A 15,787-nucleotide genomic window follows, 5' to 3' on the forward strand; every position below is an offset into this window, starting at 1 on the left:
GTCGTTATTTATCCCTCTGAATTTCGAATGTAAATCTTCGGCGTCCTGAAGCCTGAGACGCTGCTCAAGGCCGAAACTCGTTCATATCGAACGACCTCGGGCGGAGTCGGAACACGGCTTACGGAAGAAAGGCAGTCGTCGTCGTGCAAGACCTCAATGGTGAGCGAGAGCTGCTGGGTAACAATTGTCTACGCAAGTCCTGAAGAACCACGGTTCCGTCGCTTGTGTTTCCAACCGGAGAATAAGATGATGTCTTTTGTAAAGAACGCGGCCCTTGCTGCCGCGCTCGCCAGCGTGGCCGCGGGCGCGACGACAACCAACGCGGCCGGCAAAGAAACTCCGACCGTTGTTCTGGTCCATGGCGCATTCGCCGACGGCTCGGCATGGAGCAGAGTAATCCCGCTTCTTCAGGCACAGGGGCTGAAGGTAATTTCGGTTCAGAACCCGTTGACATCGCTTGCCGCTGACATCGCCTCGACGAAACGGGTCCTTGATGCGCAGACCGGTCCAGTGGTTCTTGTAGGTCACTCTTACGGCGGCGTGGTGATTAGCGAAGCTGGTAACAACGAGCATGTTCGCGCCCTCGTTTACGTCGCCGCTTATGCTCCTGGCGAAGGTCAGTCGATCGCTGATTTGAACAAGGACTACCCAACCCCGCCCGGCTTTTCAGAACTCGTTGCCGACAAGGACGGCTTCCTGACTCTGACTCCAAATGGTGTTGCAAAGTTTCTTGCACAGGACGTTGCGCCAGAACAGGCCGGCGTGATGGCGGCAACGCAAAAACCGACCCGCGGAAAGAACTTCGAGGAGAAAATCGGAATCCCGGCCTGGAAAACCAAGCCATCCTGGTACATCGTCGCCGAGCATGATTTCATGCTTCAGCCCGATCTGCAAAAGGTGATGGCCAAAAATATTTCGGCTCACGTCGTGACGCTTTCCACGAGCCATTCGCCCCAGGTTTCTCAGCCGGCCGAGGTTGCCAAGGTGATCCTCGAAGCCGCTGCTCAGATAAACTGATAGCGAGACGAAGACGCAGGTAATCGAAGGACACCCTGCGTCTTCTCAAGGATACTATCACGGGAGGCACCTTCATAGGCAGCATCTGATCACAAACATCGATCAGCGAAAAGCGCCGAACCCATTTCTCCGATATCCCGACGTTTTTGGCGATGTCGGGGCGAGGATACCTGAAGGCATAGTATAGCGTGCCGTAGCCGACAATCTGCGTAGCGCCGAGGCCGATTAGCCCCAGATTGGAAGACGTCTCTCCATGTCCTCATGCGACCCGCTTGCCGTGGCCATCGAGCACGCGCTCGCCATCTTCCTTGACGAACTCCGAGGTGAATCTGTCTGCCGGGATGAGAGGTGATCGTGGTCGGAGGGCATGTGTTCCTCGGCCATAAGGCAAAAACGGCTTTGGCTGATCCGAACAGGATCAGCATCCTCAATCGCGGAGCTGGAGCTCTGATGGTCGGGGCAGGGTTCTTGTCGCTAGCCGTTAACGCCGTTGGGACGCCGGTCAAGCGTTACGCACGCTCTTCCAATATTGTCACGGGCCGGTCCCATTGGATGAGCACGACACAGCCGGTGTCGCTCCAGACCGAGTGCTCGGTACCGGGTGCGTTGACGATGTAGCTGCCGCGGCCGTAATCGCCGGCTTCATCCGATTGCACTCCATCGAGCACGAGAATGGTTTCCAGCCCCTCATGCCGATGGCGGGGAACGCCGGCGCCGGCTTCGTATTTCAGCAGCGCCACGCCGGGCTGATCACCCTCGAAGGGCCGGATCCAGTGGATCGTCACCTGATCGCGGAAGGGGCCGAACTCGAGATCCCTCCAGCCGCCCGAGGTCAGCAATTCGCGGGTGGTTTCAGGCATGGGCGATGCTTTCCAATATGTCGTCGACATGGGCCGTCCAGCCGACGATCGCGCCTTGGGCGCGGATCATGGCGATTGCGGCGGCCTTGAATTCCGGAAAATAGCTTTCCGTCGCCTCCACGGCGAGCAGGCATTCGTAGCCGCGGTCGTTCGCCTCGCGCATTGTCGTCTGCACGCAGACCTCCGTCGTCACGCCGGCAAAAACGAGCTGCTTGATGCCCTTTTGCTGCAGCACCTCGCCGAGCTCGGTTGCGTAAAAGGCGCCTTTGCCGGGCTTTTCAATTACGACTTCACCTTTGACCGGAGCAAGCTCCGGCAAGATCGCGGTGCCGGGCTCGCCCGAAATCAGGATCCGCCCCATCGGGCCTTCGTCGCCGATCCTGAGCGTCGGATCGCCGCGGTCGCGTTTCGCTGGTGGCAGATCCGAAAGATCGGGCTTGTGGCATTCCATCGTGTGGATGACCGGCAGCCCGGCGTAACGGAAGCCCTGGATCAGGCGTTTGACATCGGGCACGATGCTGGTGATGCGGCTGACATCATTGCCGAGGCTGGCGCCGAAGCCGCCGGGCTCGGCGAAGTCACGCTGCATGTCGATGACGATAAGCGCGAGCTGGTCAAGCTTCACCGGAAAGGCGAAGGGTTCTGCCTTGATCTCGGTCATCAGTGATGCCCCGCCATATGGGCGCCGATCACGCCGATGTCGGCAGATCGTGCCGGTGTCTCGTAGACCAGCTTGCCTTCGGAGATGACCATGATGCGGTCGGACATTTCGAGCAGCTCGTCGAGGTCCTCGGAAAGCAGCAAGACCGCGGTGCCGGAATTGCGCGCCTTCATGATACGGGCGCGGATTTCGGCGACGGCCGAGAAATCGAGACCGAAGCAGGGGTTGGAAACGATCAGGAGGTCCACCTCGCCGGTGAGCTCGCGGGCGAGCACCGCACGCTGCACATTACCGCCCGAAAGTGCCGCGATCGGCGATGAGGAGGAAGCGGTCTTCACCTTGAAATCGGAAATCAGCGCCGTGGCGCGCTTCTTCATCTTGCCCTTGTTCAGCCAGATCGCGTTCTTGCCGCCCGTTTTCAGGTCGAAAGTGCGGAAAGCGAGGTTTTCGCTGACACTCATCCTCGGAGCGCAGGCATTCTGCAGCGGCTCCTCCGGGATGAAGCGGACATTGTTCTTGCGGGTCTCGCGACGTGTTGCGCTGTAAACCTCGCCTTTGACGCTGACACGGCCGGTATTGGTCGGCCGCTGGCCGGCAAGGATTTCCGTCAGTTCCTTCTGGCCATTGCCCGATATGCCGGCGATGCCGACGATCTCGCCGGCGCGCACCATGAGATTGTCGATCTCGATGGTTTTGAGGCCGGAACGATCCGGCGCTTTGACCTGCGCCACTTCGAGGACCGGCCTTGCGGTTTCCGGGACGGGGACGCGGGTGTCGAGTTCGGCAAGTTTGACGTCCCCAATCATCATTGCCGCCATCTCGGCTGTGGAAACTTCGCCGACTTTTCCAGTGCCGACGAGCTTGCCGCGCCGCAGGATCGAGACGGCATCGGCAAATTTCGTCACCTCGTGGAACTTGTGGGAAATCATCAGCACGGTCAGCTCGCCGCGCTCCGTCATCCCGCGCACGAGGCCGAGCATTTCATCGGCTTCTGCCGGCGTCAGCACCGAGGTCGGCTCGTCGAGGACCAGGAAGGAGCGGCCGAGATAGAGCTGTTTGACGATTTCGAGCTTCTGCTTCTCGCCGGCGGCAAGCTCGCTCACCGGCCGGTCGAGCGGGATCTTGAAGGGCATCCGCTCCATGAAGGCCGCAAGATCCTTTCGCTCCTTCGCCCAGTTGATGATGGCGGGGACTTCTGCCCGGCTGATGACGAGGTTTTCGGCACCTGTCAGCGAAGGAACCAGCGTAAAATGCTGATAGACCATGCCCAGGCCGTAGGCCGCAGCGTCCCTGGGCGAGGCGATTGCCACTTCGCGACCGTCGACGGAGAGCGAGCCCGACGTCGCGTGATAGAAACCCATGATGCATTTGACGAGCGTCGACTTGCCGGCGCCGTTTTCGCCGAGCAAGGCATGGAAGCTGCCGGCAGGCACTTTGATCGAGACATGGTCGAGCGCGGTGAAGCTGCCGAAGCGCATCGTCATATCGATCGTATCGATGCCGACGGCCTTGCCGGCTTGCGGGAGTGGCGTGTCGCGGATCGTGCTCATGGCAGCTGGCTCACGAGGGTTTCGGAATTGGAGACGGAGCCGAAGACGCCGCCCTGCATCTTCACCATCTTGATGGCGGCGAGATGATTGCCGTAGTCGGTCGCGCCGCAGCAGTCCTCCAGCAGCAGGCATTCGAAGCCGCGGTCGTTGGCCTCACGCATGGTGGTGGAAACGCAGACGTCGGTGGTGATGCCGGTCAGGATGATGTTCTCGATACGCTTCTGATTGAGGATCAGCTCCAGGTCGGTGGCGCAGAAAGAACCCTTGCCGGGCTTGTCGATGATCGTCTCGCCTACGATCGGATAGAGTTCCGGAATGATGTCCCAGCCGGGTTCGCCGCGTGTGAGGATGCGCCCGCACGGGCCTGGATCGCCGATGCCTGCGCCGATGCGCTGTGAACGCCAGCGTTTGTTGGCCGGCAGGTCGGCGAGATCGGGTCGATGACCCTCGCGGGTATGGATGATGTGATAGCCCTTGGCGCGCATGGCGGCCAGCACGCGTTTGATCGGCTCGATGGGCGCCTGCACCAGCGACAGGTCGTAACCCATGTGATCGACATAACCGCCCTTGCCACAGAAATCGGTCTGCATGTCGATGATGATGAGGGCCGTATTGTCCGGCCGCAGGGCGCCGTTATAGGGCCAGGGATAGGGATCGGCGTCGATATAATGTCCTTTGGTCTCGACCATCGCATCCATCGTCTTCTTCTCCTATTCACCCGCAAGTTTGAATGTTTTGCTTGCCGCGGTTGGACATCAGCTGCTCCGTCTTCATTTCGTCAGCGACAGCGCGCCCGGCGCACCGGCAAGCGAACGTGTCGGCGAGGAGGTCGCGATCATGATGACGAGGGTGAGCACGTAGGGCGCGGCGTAGAAGAGATAGTAGCCCTGGGTCACGCCGATCGATTGCAGCGCCGGACCGAGCGCGCCGGCGCCGCCGAAGAGCAGGGCAGCGAGGAAGCAGCCGATCGGGTTCCAGCGGGCGAAGATGACGAGCGCCACGGCCATCAGGCCCTGGCCTGAGGAAATACCCTCGTTCCAGGAGCCGGGATAATAGAGCGAGAGATATGCGCCGCCGATCGCCGCCAGCGACCCGCCGGCGGCGGTGGCGAGCAGACGCACGCGATCCGGGTTGATGCCCATGGCGCGGGCCGCATCCGTGCTGTCGCCGACGACGCGCAGGATGAGACCCACCCGCGTATTCCTGAAGCCCCACCAGAGGGCGAAGGCAAGCAAGGCGCCCAGAATGAAGAGCACATTGATGTTCAGGGCGGCCTGGATCTGCGGCAGGCTCGACCAGAGGCCGAGCGGGATGGACGGCAGATGCGGCGCCACTGGCTGGATGAAGGATTTGCCGAGGAAGAAGGCGAGGCCCAGGCCGAACTGCATCATGGCGATGCCGATCGCAATGTCGTTCACCTTCGGCCATTTGCAGATCCAGCCGTGAACCAGACCGAAGGCGGCGCCGGTCACCATCGCGGCGAGCACGCCGAGCCAGGGCGAGTTGGTCATGACGGCGACGGCGTAGGCCGTCATCGCGCCGAAGACGAGCGTGCCTTCCAGGCCGAGATTGATGCGGCCGGAGCGCTCGGTCATCGTCTCGCCGAGGCTGACGAAGATGAACGGGGTGGAAACGCGGATGGCGCCCGCCAGGATCGCGAGCGGCACACCCCAGATGCCGATGCCCGTCTCTTCCATCAGAGGCTCCTTTTCCAGAGGTCGGGATTGAAGATCTTGAAGCGCCCGTAGAAGGTCTCGCAGAAGAGGATGACGATGAAGAGCGTGCCCTGCAGCACCAGCACGGTGGCATCGGGCAGGCCCATGCGGCGCTGGATGAGGCCGCCCGAGGCATCGATGCCGCCGAGCAGGATCGCAACGGGGATGATCGCCAGCGGATTGTGCCGGGCGAGGAAGGCGACGAGGATGCCGGTATAGCCGTAACCGGCGGCGAGCGAGGCATTGGCGCTGCCCTGGACGGCGACGACCTCGATCATGCCGGCAAGACCTGCGAAACTGCCGGCGATCGCTGTGAAACCGGCGATCAGCCTGCCGACCGGCAAGCCCTGGATCTGGGCGGCGCGCACGTTGCCGCCGGCGATGCGCGCGGCAAAACCGTAGCTCGTCACCTCGATCAGGACCCAGGAGAAGATGCAGGCGAGGATGCCGATCACAAGGCCCCAATGCACATCCATGCCGGGAATGTTGCCGAGCATGTAGTCTGCCGGCAACGGCTTGGTCGAGGGCTTGTTCAGACTGGCGGGATCGCGCAGCGGCCCTTCCACGAACTGGTTCATCAGCGCGATAGCGATATAGGAAAGTAGCAAGGAGGAGATGGTCTCGTTGACGCCGCGGTAATGGCGCAGGAAGCCGGCAAGGCCGATCCAGATGCCGCCGACGACCATGGCGGCGATCGCCATCAGAATGAGAGTGGGAAACACAGGAGCCGCTCCCACAAGCGGCATGGCCATGGCGGCGGCGGCAACGCCGCCCAGCACGACCGCTCCTTCCCCGCCAATGATGACGAGGCCGAGGCGGGCGGGCAGGGCGACGCAGAGTGCCGTCAGGAGAAGGGGTGCGGCACGGCTTAAGCTGTTCTGCACCGAAAACCAGCTGCCGAAGCCGCCGGTGTACATAAGCTGGAAGAGCGTTACCGGCGATTTGCCGATCGCCAGGATGAAGAGAGAAAAGAGCCCGATCCCGATCAGGATGGCGGCAAGGCCGATGACCACCGGTTCGGCCCTGCGCGCCGTCCATTCGAGCAGCGGACGCAGCGAGGCCGGGTTGTCGGAGGCGACTGATATTGCGGGATCATTGGCATGAACGGTCATGGCGCTTCTCCCTCTCGCGGTTTAGGCCGTCGACCCGACGACACCCTCGACCAGATAGTTCATGCTTTCGAGCTCGATCGCATCTTCCGCATAGGCCTTGTCGGCCGTGACGACAGCGTTGCCCTTGTTGTCCTTCAGCGGTCCCTTGAAGACCGAGAAGCCACCCGTCATCATCTCGGCATGCGTCGCCTCGAATGCCTTGCGGCCTGCCTCGGAAACGCCGGGACCGAGCGCGCTCATCTTCACGAAACCGTCCTTCAGGCCGCCACGCACGAAGTTGCCGAGCTTCTCGCCGGCCTGTGCCTTCTTGACGAAGTCGCCATAGACATTGCCCCAGGCCCATTCGGCGCCTGTGAGATATTTCTCCGGTGCAAGCGGGCTCTGATTGGCGTGGTAGCCGCAGACGAAGGCGCCGCGGCCGGCGGCCGTTTCGACAACCACCTTCGGGCTGTCGACATGGCAGGTGATGACGTCGGCGCCCTGGTCGACCAGCGCGTTGGTGGCTTCCGCCTCCTTGACGGCGAGCGACCACTCGCCGGTGAAAATCACCTGGCAGGTAATGGTCGGGTCGACTGCGCGTGCGCCAAGGAGGAATGCGTTGATATTCTGCAGCACCTGCGGGATCGGCTTGGCGGCGACGAAGCCGATCTTCTTGCTCTTCGTCGCATGGCCGGCGGCGATGCCGTTCAGATACTGCCCCTGGAAAATATAACCGAAATAGGAGCCGGTATTGGCCGGATGCTTGCCCTCCTGCCACATCCCGCCACAATGACGGAACTGGATATCGGGATATTTGGCGGCCATGGCCAGCATATGCGGATCGAAATAGCCGAAGGAGGTCGGGAAGAGCAGGGTGGCGCCGTCGAGATTGATCATCGATTCCATCGTCTTCTGCACGTCGACAGTTTCGGGCACATTCTCTTCTTCGACGACGGTGATGCCAGGCATCGCCTTTATGGCAGCGGCCCCCTCGGCATGCGCCTGGTTGTAGCCATAGTCATCCTTGGGGCCGACATAGATGAAGCCGACGGTGAGAGCCGTCTGTGCGAACGCACGCGAGGAGAGGAGGCCGGGTGCAGCGCCGACGAGAGTGGCGGCGGCGGAAGCCTGAAGGAAATGGCGTCGTTTCATGGAAAGGAGTCTGGTCATCGGAATGCTCCCCTGACGGCGGTTTCGCCGTTTTCAATTGGTTACAGAAAAGTGTATGCAATGGTCATGCCAGATTTTATTATGCTGATTTTATGAGTTAAATTCTTTTTATTTCGGCCGACGCCTGAAAAGTGCATGCAATTTCATCTTGGAATTAGATGAAAAAATATGCACAGCCTATAAAATCGTCCGATATCTGCGTCGTTGCGCTTAAACGTTGAATATGTCGGCAGAGAAAAATACATTTTTGCCAACAACATCAACTATATATACTGGCGTTTGACTTTGCCGGCTTGAGCGGGCATGTGTATGCAACCATTGCAATGTAGAATCATTCCTTGAAGCAAGTCAGGCGCAGAGAAATCATCAGGGCAGGAACGACCGTCGAGCAGATGGTGCGGGCGATCGCCGACATGATCGTCACCGGGCAGATGCTGCCGGGCGAGAAGCTCGATGAAGTTTCGCTGGCTGGTCGTTTTGAAGTGTCGCGCACACCGGTGCGCGAAGCGCTTCGTGAACTCGGTGCGATGGGGCTTGTCGACCGGGAGCCGAACCGCAGCGCCGTCGTCACCACCGTGACCGAAACCTATCTGCATTCCATGTTCGAGGCGATGGCGGAACTCGAAGCCATCTGCGCCAGGCTCTCGGCCGAGCGCATGACGGTGGATGAGCGGCGCACGCTGGAGCTGGAGCACAAGGCATCGATGAAGCTGGTGCATACCGGCGCGGAAGAGGACTATGCGGCTCACAACACCGAATTCCATACCCGCCTTTATCGCGGCGCGCATAATGATCATATCTTCGAGATGGTGACGCAGACGCGGGCACGGCTCGCCCCATTTCGACGGGCGCAGTTTCGGCTGCCCGGCCGCTTGGCAAAATCCTACGAGGAACATGGCCGGATCGTGATCGCGATCATGCGCGCGGACGGCACTGCTGCCGCGCAGGCAGCCTATTCCCATGTGGAGATGGTCAGCGATGCGAGCGCGGTGTTTGTCGCAACCGGCGAGCCGGGCGCGCGAAGCACCTGAGGGCGCGCACGCTCATCCTCGCCCCGTTCCCGCTCTCCTGATCCAACAAATGGAATGACGCGTCGTCTTCCCCTTAGAGCGGTTCAGGTTTTCTTGAAAACACCGAACCGCTCCAACTTTTTGTTTTTACGAGGAAATGCCGATGAAGAAGATTTTCAATCCGCCCTCGATCCGCCGTCCATTCGGAAATTATAATCATGGGTTGCTTGTGCCGCCGGGCGCTTCGCTGCTCGTCACCTCAGGTCAGCTCGGCATCGGTCTCGACGACGAGGTGCCGGAAGACATCGGCAAACAGGCCGAGCTATGCTTCGAAGCGATCAAGGCCATTCTTGCCGATGCGGAGATGAGTTTTGCGGACGTCATCCGCATTTCCGGGTTCGTGACGAAACGGGAGGATTTCCCAACCTATATGGCGGTGCGCGATCGTTACACGCTCGACCCGAAGCCCGTCTCGACATTGATCATCGTCGCCGGCTTCACCCGGCCGGATTTCCTCGTCGAAGTTGAGGTCACAGCCGCCAAAGTCTTATGACGCCCGGTGGCGCGATAGGCTTCAGAACCGTTCCATCGACGTCTTCACCTTCGCCAGAAACCTTGCCCGCGTTTCAGGCGTACATTTGTTCATATCGTAATGAGCAAGGAAGGTGACAGGCCGCAGCGGGTTGATCTGGGCTCTCAGCACGCGCTTGACGATCTTCTTCGGCGGGTTGCCGGCGACGAAAGCGCGCAATGGCGTTGCTCCATACGTCAGCACGGCGGCGAGCTTGCTGATATGGCGCAGCCGCGATTCCACCTTGCCGTCGACGAGTTCGAAGGAGACGCCCGGAAGCCAGACGCGGTCGAAATAGCCTTTGAGGATCGCCGGGAAACCGAAATTCCAGACCGGCGTCACCAGCACCAACCCTTCGGCCTGCTTCAGCCGCTCGACATAGGATTTCACCAGCTCGGTATTGCCGGGATAGTCGTGGTAGGTGAGCCGGTCATGCCGGGAAAGGACGGGATCGAAATTCTCGGCATAAAGATCGCATCCATCCACCTCGTGGCCGCCCTTGCGCAGGCTTTCCAGCGTCTGTTGGTAGAGCGCCTTGCCGTAGCTTTCCTCCACCGGATGCGAATGCAGCACGAGAACCCTCATGAAGCCTCCATGACGCTCGCAACGCCGGGGAAGAGATAGTTCTTGCCGGCATCGAAATCGAAGTCCGGGTTTTCCCAGGCGATCATCTTGCCGGGGTTCAGAAGCCCCTTGGGGTCGGTTTCGTGCTTGAAGGCGAGTTGCACCTTGTCGGTGCGCTTCATGCCGCCTTCCTCCAGCGTATAGCGGTGCGGATTGAAGATCGGGCAGCCGTGATCCTGGTGGATCTTGATAATCTCCTCGAGCCGCTCCTCGGTGGTGTAGCGCACCAGCGGCAGACCCGAGCACTGGATCTGCCCGTCGAAGCGGATGAATTCGAGATGACCGGGAACCTCGTCGCCGAAGATCTCCACCATCCTGGCCACCTTGGCCACGTGATCCGGGCCCGGGTACTGGACCTGCAGATAGGTGAAGCCGGGATCGACCTTCAGCGCCCGTAGCGTCGTATGGTTCCAGGCGAGTTCATAGGCATGCGGAATGCCCTTCATGCTCTCGACCTTGTCGGAGCGGAAGATGACCTCGCCCTTGTGGGCCGAGGTGAAGGCGAGGAAGGCATCCATCGCATGCGGCGCGATCATCAGCACCACCACCGACTGCCCCTTGCGGATATAGGGCTTGTGGCGGGTGAAATAGTCGTGCGGGATCGGAGCGGCGATCGGGGCGATTTCCTTGACAAGGATGCCGTTGCATTTGGCAAGCGCATCCGAAAAGCGCACGCACGCCATGAAGTCGTCATAGCCGACGAGAACGTCGACCCAGTCATAAGCGGGCGCCAGCGGCATTTCGACCTCGGTGATGACGCCGTTGGTGCCGTATGCATGGCTGACCTTCTGCAGATCCCAACCGGTGAGATCGAGCACGCGCGGCTCTGCCTCCATGGTGACGACGCGCAGGCGCAGAATATTGCCGAGATCGCGCAACCCGCCCCAGGTGATCGAGCCGACGCCACCGGAGCCGCCGGCGATGAAACCGCCGACGGTCGCCATCTGCGCCGTCGAGGGGTGGAACCGCAGTTCCTGGCCGGAATGGGCCTTGGTCTGCCTGTCGAGCTGGGCAATGATGATGCCGGGCTCGCAGATCACCCGGCCGGGATGGATTTCCTTGATCTTGTCCATGACCGCAAGGTTCAGCACGATCCCGCCGGAGAGCGGCATCGCCTGGCCGTAATTGCCGGTGCCGCCACCGCGGGGCGTGACCGGCGCGCCGTGGGCGAAGGCGACCTTCAACGTCCGGATGACCTCGTCTTCGTTTTTCGGCGTGACGACGAGATCGGCCGTCACGTTGTCGAGCTGCGCTTTCAGGATCGGCGAATACCAGTAGAAATCGCGGCTCTTCTGGCGCACCAGCGCCGGATTGTCTTCGATGGCGATGCCTTCGAGTTCCTTTTTGATCATCTGATAATCCGGCATGTCAGGCTCCAACGACGCTGTCGAGTTCACGATAGTCCGGCAGGCTGCGGTCGATCACCTTGCCGCGGCGAAGGACGACGCGATCGGACTGCGGACGGGAAAGAAATTCGCTCCAGCGCCTGGCGCTGAAGAGCACGAGGTCGGCAGCAGTGCCGACGGCGATGCGTCCCATATCGGGCCGGCCGAGAATATCGGCGGGCGAGGTGGTGATGACCCGCGCGGCCGTATCCAGGGGATGGTCGAGATGCAGAATGCGGACCGCCTCACGGAACACTTCCACCGGGTCGAGATCGCCATAGGCGTAGAAGGGATCGCGGGTATTGTCGGAGGCGACGGCGGTTGCAACGCCCGCCGCCGCCAGTTCGTGGAAAAGTGTGACGCCGCGCCAGCGCGGTGTGCGGCCGGGATAGCGGTCTTGCAAATAGAGGTTGCACATCGGCAGCGAGACGATAGCAAGACCTGCCTCAGCGACGAGCTCGACCGTGCGTTTTGCGGTTTCCCCGTCCTGGCGGGAAAGCGAGCAGCAATGGCCTGATGTGACCTTGCCGCCGAAGCGGTTGCGCAGCACGGCTTGCGCGATCGCCTTCAGGGTTTCTGCCGCCGGATCGTCGGTCTCGTCAACATGAAGATCGACATCGAGGCCGTTATCGGCCGCGGCTCTGAACAGCGTGTCGAGCTGGCTGTCGAGATCGGCGCTCATCCGGGTGACGCCGCCGATCAGCCCGCCCTTTTCGCGGATCAGGGCGACGAGATCGGCGAAATAGGCCGTGTCCGCCATGTTCTCCAACGGAAAGAGCGCCACCGCCTGCAAAGCGATCCTGTCCTTCCAGACATCGCGCATCTCGGCAAAGACCTCGAAGGAGATGCGGTGCTGCGGCGCAAGAGAATCCAGATGGGTCCGGATCAGGCTGGTGCCGTGCGCGTAGGCGCAGCGCAGGGAAAATTCCATGCGCTTCTTCACGTCGGCAGCCGACCAGTTCGCCTCTCTATCTGTGCGCACGGCCTCCAGCGCTCCCGGGAAAGTGCCGTCCGGATTGGCGTTGCGCGGCCAGATGTGGCCCTTGTCGAGATGCGTATGCATGTCGGCGAAGCAGGGCCAGACCATGCCCTCCTTCAGATCGGACTTCGCCAGTTCGACGGGCGCTTCGCCCGGCGGCAGCAGGGCGGAAATCATACCGTCGGCGATGACGATATCGGCCCTGACAAGCCCCTCGACAACCGGCGCCTCATAACCGGCGACGGCGGCGGCAGGCAGCGTCGCATTGCTCAGCACGAAGCGGCCGGCATTGGGTGGCGAAATGAAGGAATAGCTCATCAGTTTTCCCGTTTCAGGCTGCTCTCGTGCCAGCGGTGCAGGGCAAGCCACGAAATGAACGAGGTGACGGCGAAGATCGCGACGCCGAGCAGGGAGAGCATCAGCAGCGCCGCAAAGAGGCGCGGGATGTTGAGCCGATACTGTGCTTCGAGCAGCCGGAAGGCGAGCCCGGAGCCGGCGCCCGCTGAACCCGCGGCAAATTCCGCGACGACGGCGGCAATCAGGGCAAGGCCGCCGCCGATCCTGAGTCCGGTCATGAAATAGGGCTGCGCGGCCGGCAGCTTGAGAAAGAACAGCGTCTGCCAGCGAGAGGCACCGTAGAGTTCGAACAGGTTGATGAGGTTGTGGTCGACGCTTTTCAGCCCCTGGACCATATTCGATAGGATCGGGAAAAAGGCGACGAGGAAAGCGCAGATCAGCAGCGCCACCTGGGTCGACGGCGCATAGACCAGGATCAGCGGCGAGATCGCCACGACCGGCGTTACCTGCAGGATGACCGCGAGCGGATAGAAGGCGAGTTCGATCCAGCGCGACTGCACGAGGAAGATCGCAAAACCGACGCCGCCTGCAAGCGCCAGCATCAGCGACAGGAAGGTGATCTTGGTGGTGACCCAGAGGGCGGGGGCGAGCGTGCCCCAGTCGCTCACCAGGGCGTTGGCAACGGCGGCCGGCCCGGGCAGGATGTAGGGCGGGACGCCTGACAGTTTCACATAGAGGTACCAGACCAGGATCAAGAGGGCGATGACGAGGATGGGGATGGAAATGCGCAGCGCCAGATCACGGCGCCCGGCGCTTGCCGTGCCTTTCAGAAGCAGCGGTGGTGCATCGGTTTCGTCGCTCATCACTGACCTCCCGCCGCGTTGATGGCGCCGATCAGCGAATGCGACACCGTTTCGCAGGCTTTGCGATATTCTTCCGAGGTGCGGTAATGGGCGTCGCGTTCGCGGCTGGTGGCCAGCGGAACGTCGGCATGCACGCGGCCGGGTCTTGCCTTCATCACGACGATGCGACTCGAGAGATAGGCGGACTCGAAGACCGAATGAGTGACGAAGATGACGGTAATGCCGGTACTCTGCCAAAGCCGCAGCACGTCGTCGTTGAGCTTCTGCCGGCTGATTTCGTCGAGCGCCGCGAAGGGCTCATCCATCAACAGTAGCTTCGGTTTCGTCACCAGCGCGCGGGCAATCGAGACGCGCATCTTCATGCCGCCGGACAGTTCGCGCGGATAGGCCTTGGCGAAATCCTGGAGGCCGACGGTGGTCAGCACCTCCATGATCTGGTCATGCGCCGCAGCCTTCGAAACGCGCCTCAGCCTCAGCGGCAGGTGGACATTGTCGAACACGTTCTTCCACGGCATCAGCGTCGGCTCCTGGAAGACGAAGCCGACATCGCCGTCCGGCAGGCCGCGGGCATTGATGCGCGAGCTCGGCCAATCGATTGCACCCGAGGTAACGTCGCCGAGGCCGGCGATGATACGCAGCGCCGTCGACTTGCCGCAGCCGGACGGGCCGAGCAGGCTGACGAATTCGCCGCTTTCGACGGTGAGCGACATGTCTGAAAGCGCCACCGTTCCGCTGGAAAAGACTTTCGAGACCGAACGCATGACGACCAACGGCCGCGTGCGCGTCTCCTTCGGGGATAAGGCCTGGGCTTCGGCTAAAGGCATTGCCTGTCTCATTCACTGGGGAGAGGATGCGATCCGCCGCATCTGCGGCGGATGCTCGCCGGCGTTCGGCCAGCCTATTTCTTCAGCGCCACGCCGGTGTTCTTGCAGACGAATTTCGTCGTGAACGCCTTGGTGTAATCCGTCTCCGGCTTGAACACCTTGATATCGACCATTTCGGTGAAGAACGCCTTGTAATGCGCATCGGTGATGCAGCCGATGCCCTTGTCGAGGCTGTCGCCGGATTCGATGATCCCGTATTCCTTCATCTTGGCGATGGAATAGGCGATCTGGCCATCCGTCATTTCGGGATTGTCCTTCTTGATCAGCGCGTTCGCCTTGCTGTTGTCGCCATAGAGATAATTGTACCAGCCCTCGATCGAGGCATCGACGAAGCGCTGGACGACATCGGGCTTGCTGTCGATCATCGTCTGGGTGGTGGTGATCATAGTCGAATAGGGGGAATAGCCGTTATCGGCGAGCAGGAAGACTTTCGGCTCGAAGCCGGCCTGCTTCTGGATCTCGTAGGGCTCGGACGTGAGGTAGCCCTGCTGCGCGGAATCCTTGTCGGCGAGGAATGGCGCCGGGCTGAAATTGTAGGGCTTGTACTGCTCGTCCCTGAAGCCCTTGAAGTTCGCCTTCATCCATTCGAAATAGGTGAGATAGCCGTCCTTGCCGAGAAACAGGGTCTTGAGCTTGGCGAGATCTTCGAATTTGTCGATGCCGGCATCGGGATGCGCGATCAGCACCTGCGGATCCTTCTGGAAGATCGCCGCGACGTCGACGAGCGGAATGCCCTGTTCGACCGCCGAGATTTCGCCCTGCGGACCGCCCATGTAGAAATCGATCTTGCCGGAGATGAGCAGGGCGCTGTTGGCGGCATTCGGGCCGCCCTGGACGATGGTGACGTCGAGGCCGTGTTTGGCATAGGTGCCGTCGGCGACCGCCTGGTAGAAGCCGCCATGCTCGGCCTGCGCCAGCCAGTTCGTGCCATAGCTTACCTTGTCTGCCGCCTGCGCCGAGACGGCAGCGCCAAGCGCACCGCCAAGGCCGACGAGTGCGGAAAAGACCGTATTCTTCTGTGCAATGCGCATCATCAACGTTCCCCTTCTGAGTTCGCAACGCCCGTGGCGACGTCGGATTTTCTTCATAGGAGCGATTGCTTTGCTCTTT

16 protein-coding genes are annotated in these 15,787 nt (G+C 61.2%); 3 read left to right on the top strand and 13 right to left on the bottom strand.

Going from position 1 to position 15,787, the window contains the following annotated elements:
- Window positions 1-246 precede the first annotated feature (246 nt).
- Window positions 247-1,017 (top strand): alpha/beta fold hydrolase, encoded by a 771-nt coding sequence (locus tag GGD57_RS11465; RefSeq protein WP_184469759.1) that lies wholly within the window; start codon window positions 247-249, stop codon window positions 1,015-1,017.
- A 509-nt stretch (window positions 1,018-1,526) separates the two neighbouring features.
- On the opposite strand, the gene GGD57_RS11470 is transcribed toward GGD57_RS11465, so the two are convergent.
- The 7 genes from GGD57_RS11470 to GGD57_RS11500 form a co-directional block, all read right to left on the bottom strand.
- Window positions 1,527-1,877, bottom strand: coding sequence for a cupin domain-containing protein (locus GGD57_RS11470; RefSeq protein ID WP_184469761.1), 351 nt, complete (start codon window positions 1,875-1,877; stop codon window positions 1,527-1,529).
- Window positions 1,870-2,538, bottom strand: coding sequence for a cysteine hydrolase family protein (locus GGD57_RS11475; RefSeq protein WP_184469763.1), 669 nt, complete (start codon window positions 2,536-2,538; stop codon window positions 1,870-1,872). The genes GGD57_RS11470 and GGD57_RS11475 overlap by 8 nt, the downstream gene beginning before the upstream one ends.
- Window positions 2,538-4,088, bottom strand: a complete 1,551-nt coding sequence (locus GGD57_RS11480; RefSeq protein WP_184469765.1) for an ABC transporter ATP-binding protein — start codon at window positions 4,086-4,088, stop codon at window positions 2,538-2,540. The genes GGD57_RS11475 and GGD57_RS11480 overlap by 1 nt, the downstream gene beginning before the upstream one ends.
- Entirely contained in the window at window positions 4,085-4,786 is a 702-nt protein-coding gene (gene biuH, locus GGD57_RS11485; RefSeq protein WP_184469767.1) for a biuret amidohydrolase, read from the bottom strand. Before biuH ends, GGD57_RS11480 begins: the two co-directional genes overlap by 4 nt.
- Window positions 4,787-4,858: 72 nt before the next feature.
- Window positions 4,859-5,785, bottom strand: coding sequence for an ABC transporter permease (locus GGD57_RS11490; protein WP_184469769.1), 927 nt, complete (start codon window positions 5,783-5,785; stop codon window positions 4,859-4,861).
- A complete protein-coding gene (locus tag GGD57_RS11495; protein ID WP_184469770.1) occupies window positions 5,785-6,915 on the bottom strand; it encodes an ABC transporter permease in 1,131 nt (376 codons plus the stop codon). Before GGD57_RS11495 ends, GGD57_RS11490 begins: the two co-directional genes overlap by 1 nt.
- A gap of 21 nt (window positions 6,916-6,936) precedes the next feature.
- Complete coding sequence (locus GGD57_RS11500; RefSeq protein WP_184469772.1) at window positions 6,937-8,064, bottom strand: BMP family ABC transporter substrate-binding protein; 1,128 nt, start codon at window positions 8,062-8,064, stop codon at window positions 6,937-6,939.
- A 338-nt stretch (window positions 8,065-8,402) separates the two neighbouring features.
- Between GGD57_RS11500 and GGD57_RS11505 the strand changes: the two genes are divergently transcribed.
- Both GGD57_RS11505 and GGD57_RS11510 read left to right on the top strand, forming a co-directional pair.
- Window positions 8,403-9,095, top strand: coding sequence for a GntR family transcriptional regulator (locus GGD57_RS11505; protein WP_184469774.1), 693 nt, complete (start codon window positions 8,403-8,405; stop codon window positions 9,093-9,095).
- Between the two features lie 142 nt (window positions 9,096-9,237).
- On the top strand, window positions 9,238-9,627 hold the full coding sequence (locus tag GGD57_RS11510) for a RidA family protein (RefSeq protein WP_184469776.1): 390 nt from the start codon (window positions 9,238-9,240) through the stop codon (window positions 9,625-9,627).
- Window positions 9,628-9,648: 21 nt separating this feature from the next.
- Here GGD57_RS11510 and GGD57_RS11515 read toward each other — a convergent pair whose 3' ends face one another.
- The 6 genes from GGD57_RS11515 to GGD57_RS11540 form a co-directional block, all read right to left on the bottom strand.
- Complete coding sequence (locus tag GGD57_RS11515) at window positions 9,649-10,230, bottom strand: NAD(P)H-dependent oxidoreductase (RefSeq protein WP_184469778.1); 582 nt, start codon at window positions 10,228-10,230, stop codon at window positions 9,649-9,651.
- Window positions 10,227-11,636, bottom strand: coding sequence for an FAD-binding oxidoreductase (locus tag GGD57_RS11520; RefSeq protein ID WP_184469780.1), 1,410 nt, complete (start codon window positions 11,634-11,636; stop codon window positions 10,227-10,229). Before GGD57_RS11520 ends, GGD57_RS11515 begins: the two co-directional genes overlap by 4 nt.
- 1 nt (window position 11,637) lies before the next feature.
- The gene (locus GGD57_RS11525; protein ID WP_184469782.1) at window positions 11,638-12,951 is read right to left on the bottom strand and encodes a cytosine deaminase; all 1,314 of its coding nucleotides are present in this window, start codon (window positions 12,949-12,951) and stop codon (window positions 11,638-11,640) included.
- Window positions 12,951-13,793: an ABC transporter permease gene (locus GGD57_RS11530; protein ID WP_184469784.1), complete on the bottom strand. Its 843-nt coding sequence runs from the start codon at window positions 13,791-13,793 to the stop codon at window positions 12,951-12,953. The genes GGD57_RS11525 and GGD57_RS11530 overlap by 1 nt, the downstream gene beginning before the upstream one ends.
- Window positions 13,793-14,617: an ABC transporter ATP-binding protein gene (locus GGD57_RS11535; protein ID WP_184469786.1), complete on the bottom strand. Its 825-nt coding sequence runs from the start codon at window positions 14,615-14,617 to the stop codon at window positions 13,793-13,795. The genes GGD57_RS11530 and GGD57_RS11535 overlap by 1 nt, the downstream gene beginning before the upstream one ends.
- A 74-nt stretch (window positions 14,618-14,691) precedes the next feature.
- Window positions 14,692-15,708: an ABC transporter substrate-binding protein gene (locus tag GGD57_RS11540; protein WP_184470011.1), complete on the bottom strand. Its 1,017-nt coding sequence runs from the start codon at window positions 15,706-15,708 to the stop codon at window positions 14,692-14,694.
- Window positions 15,709-15,787 lie beyond the last annotated feature (79 nt).

The organism is Rhizobium esperanzae, from assembly GCF_014197615.1.
GTDB classification, from domain to species: Bacteria; Pseudomonadota; Alphaproteobacteria; order Rhizobiales; family Rhizobiaceae; genus Rhizobium; species Rhizobium esperanzae_A.

Excerpts from the sequence above, each read along its gene's own strand:
- GGD57_RS11465 (WP_184469759.1), top strand. The coding sequence starts at position 247 with ATGATGTCTTTTGTAAAGAACGCGGCCCTTGCTGCCGCGCTCGCCAGC.
- GGD57_RS11470 (WP_184469761.1), bottom strand. The coding sequence starts at position 1,877 with ATGCCTGAAACCACCCGCGAATTGCTGACCTCGGGCGGCTGGAGGGAT.
- GGD57_RS11475 (WP_184469763.1), bottom strand. The coding sequence starts at position 2,538 with ATGACCGAGATCAAGGCAGAACCCTTCGCCTTTCCGGTGAAGCTTGAC.
- GGD57_RS11480 (WP_184469765.1), bottom strand. The coding sequence starts at position 4,088 with ATGAGCACGATCCGCGACACGCCACTCCCGCAAGCCGGCAAGGCCGTC.
- biuH (WP_184469767.1), bottom strand. The coding sequence starts at position 4,786 with ATGGATGCGATGGTCGAGACCAAAGGACATTATATCGACGCCGATCCC.
- GGD57_RS11490 (WP_184469769.1), bottom strand. The coding sequence starts at position 5,785 with ATGGAAGAGACGGGCATCGGCATCTGGGGTGTGCCGCTCGCGATCCTG.
- GGD57_RS11495 (WP_184469770.1), bottom strand. The coding sequence starts at position 6,915 with ATGACCGTTCATGCCAATGATCCCGCAATATCAGTCGCCTCCGACAAC.
- GGD57_RS11500 (WP_184469772.1), bottom strand. The coding sequence starts at position 8,064 with ATGACCAGACTCCTTTCCATGAAACGACGCCATTTCCTTCAGGCTTCC.
- GGD57_RS11510 (WP_184469776.1), top strand. The coding sequence starts at position 9,238 with ATGAAGAAGATTTTCAATCCGCCCTCGATCCGCCGTCCATTCGGAAAT.
- GGD57_RS11515 (WP_184469778.1), bottom strand. The coding sequence starts at position 10,230 with ATGAGGGTTCTCGTGCTGCATTCGCATCCGGTGGAGGAAAGCTACGGC.
- GGD57_RS11520 (WP_184469780.1), bottom strand. The coding sequence starts at position 11,636 with ATGCCGGATTATCAGATGATCAAAAAGGAACTCGAAGGCATCGCCATC.
- GGD57_RS11525 (WP_184469782.1), bottom strand. The coding sequence starts at position 12,951 with ATGAGCTATTCCTTCATTTCGCCACCCAATGCCGGCCGCTTCGTGCTG.
- GGD57_RS11530 (WP_184469784.1), bottom strand. The coding sequence starts at position 13,793 with ATGAGCGACGAAACCGATGCACCACCGCTGCTTCTGAAAGGCACGGCA.
- GGD57_RS11535 (WP_184469786.1), bottom strand. The coding sequence starts at position 14,617 with ATGCCTTTAGCCGAAGCCCAGGCCTTATCCCCGAAGGAGACGCGCACG.
- GGD57_RS11540 (WP_184470011.1), bottom strand. The coding sequence starts at position 15,708 with ATGCGCATTGCACAGAAGAATACGGTCTTTTCCGCACTCGTCGGCCTT.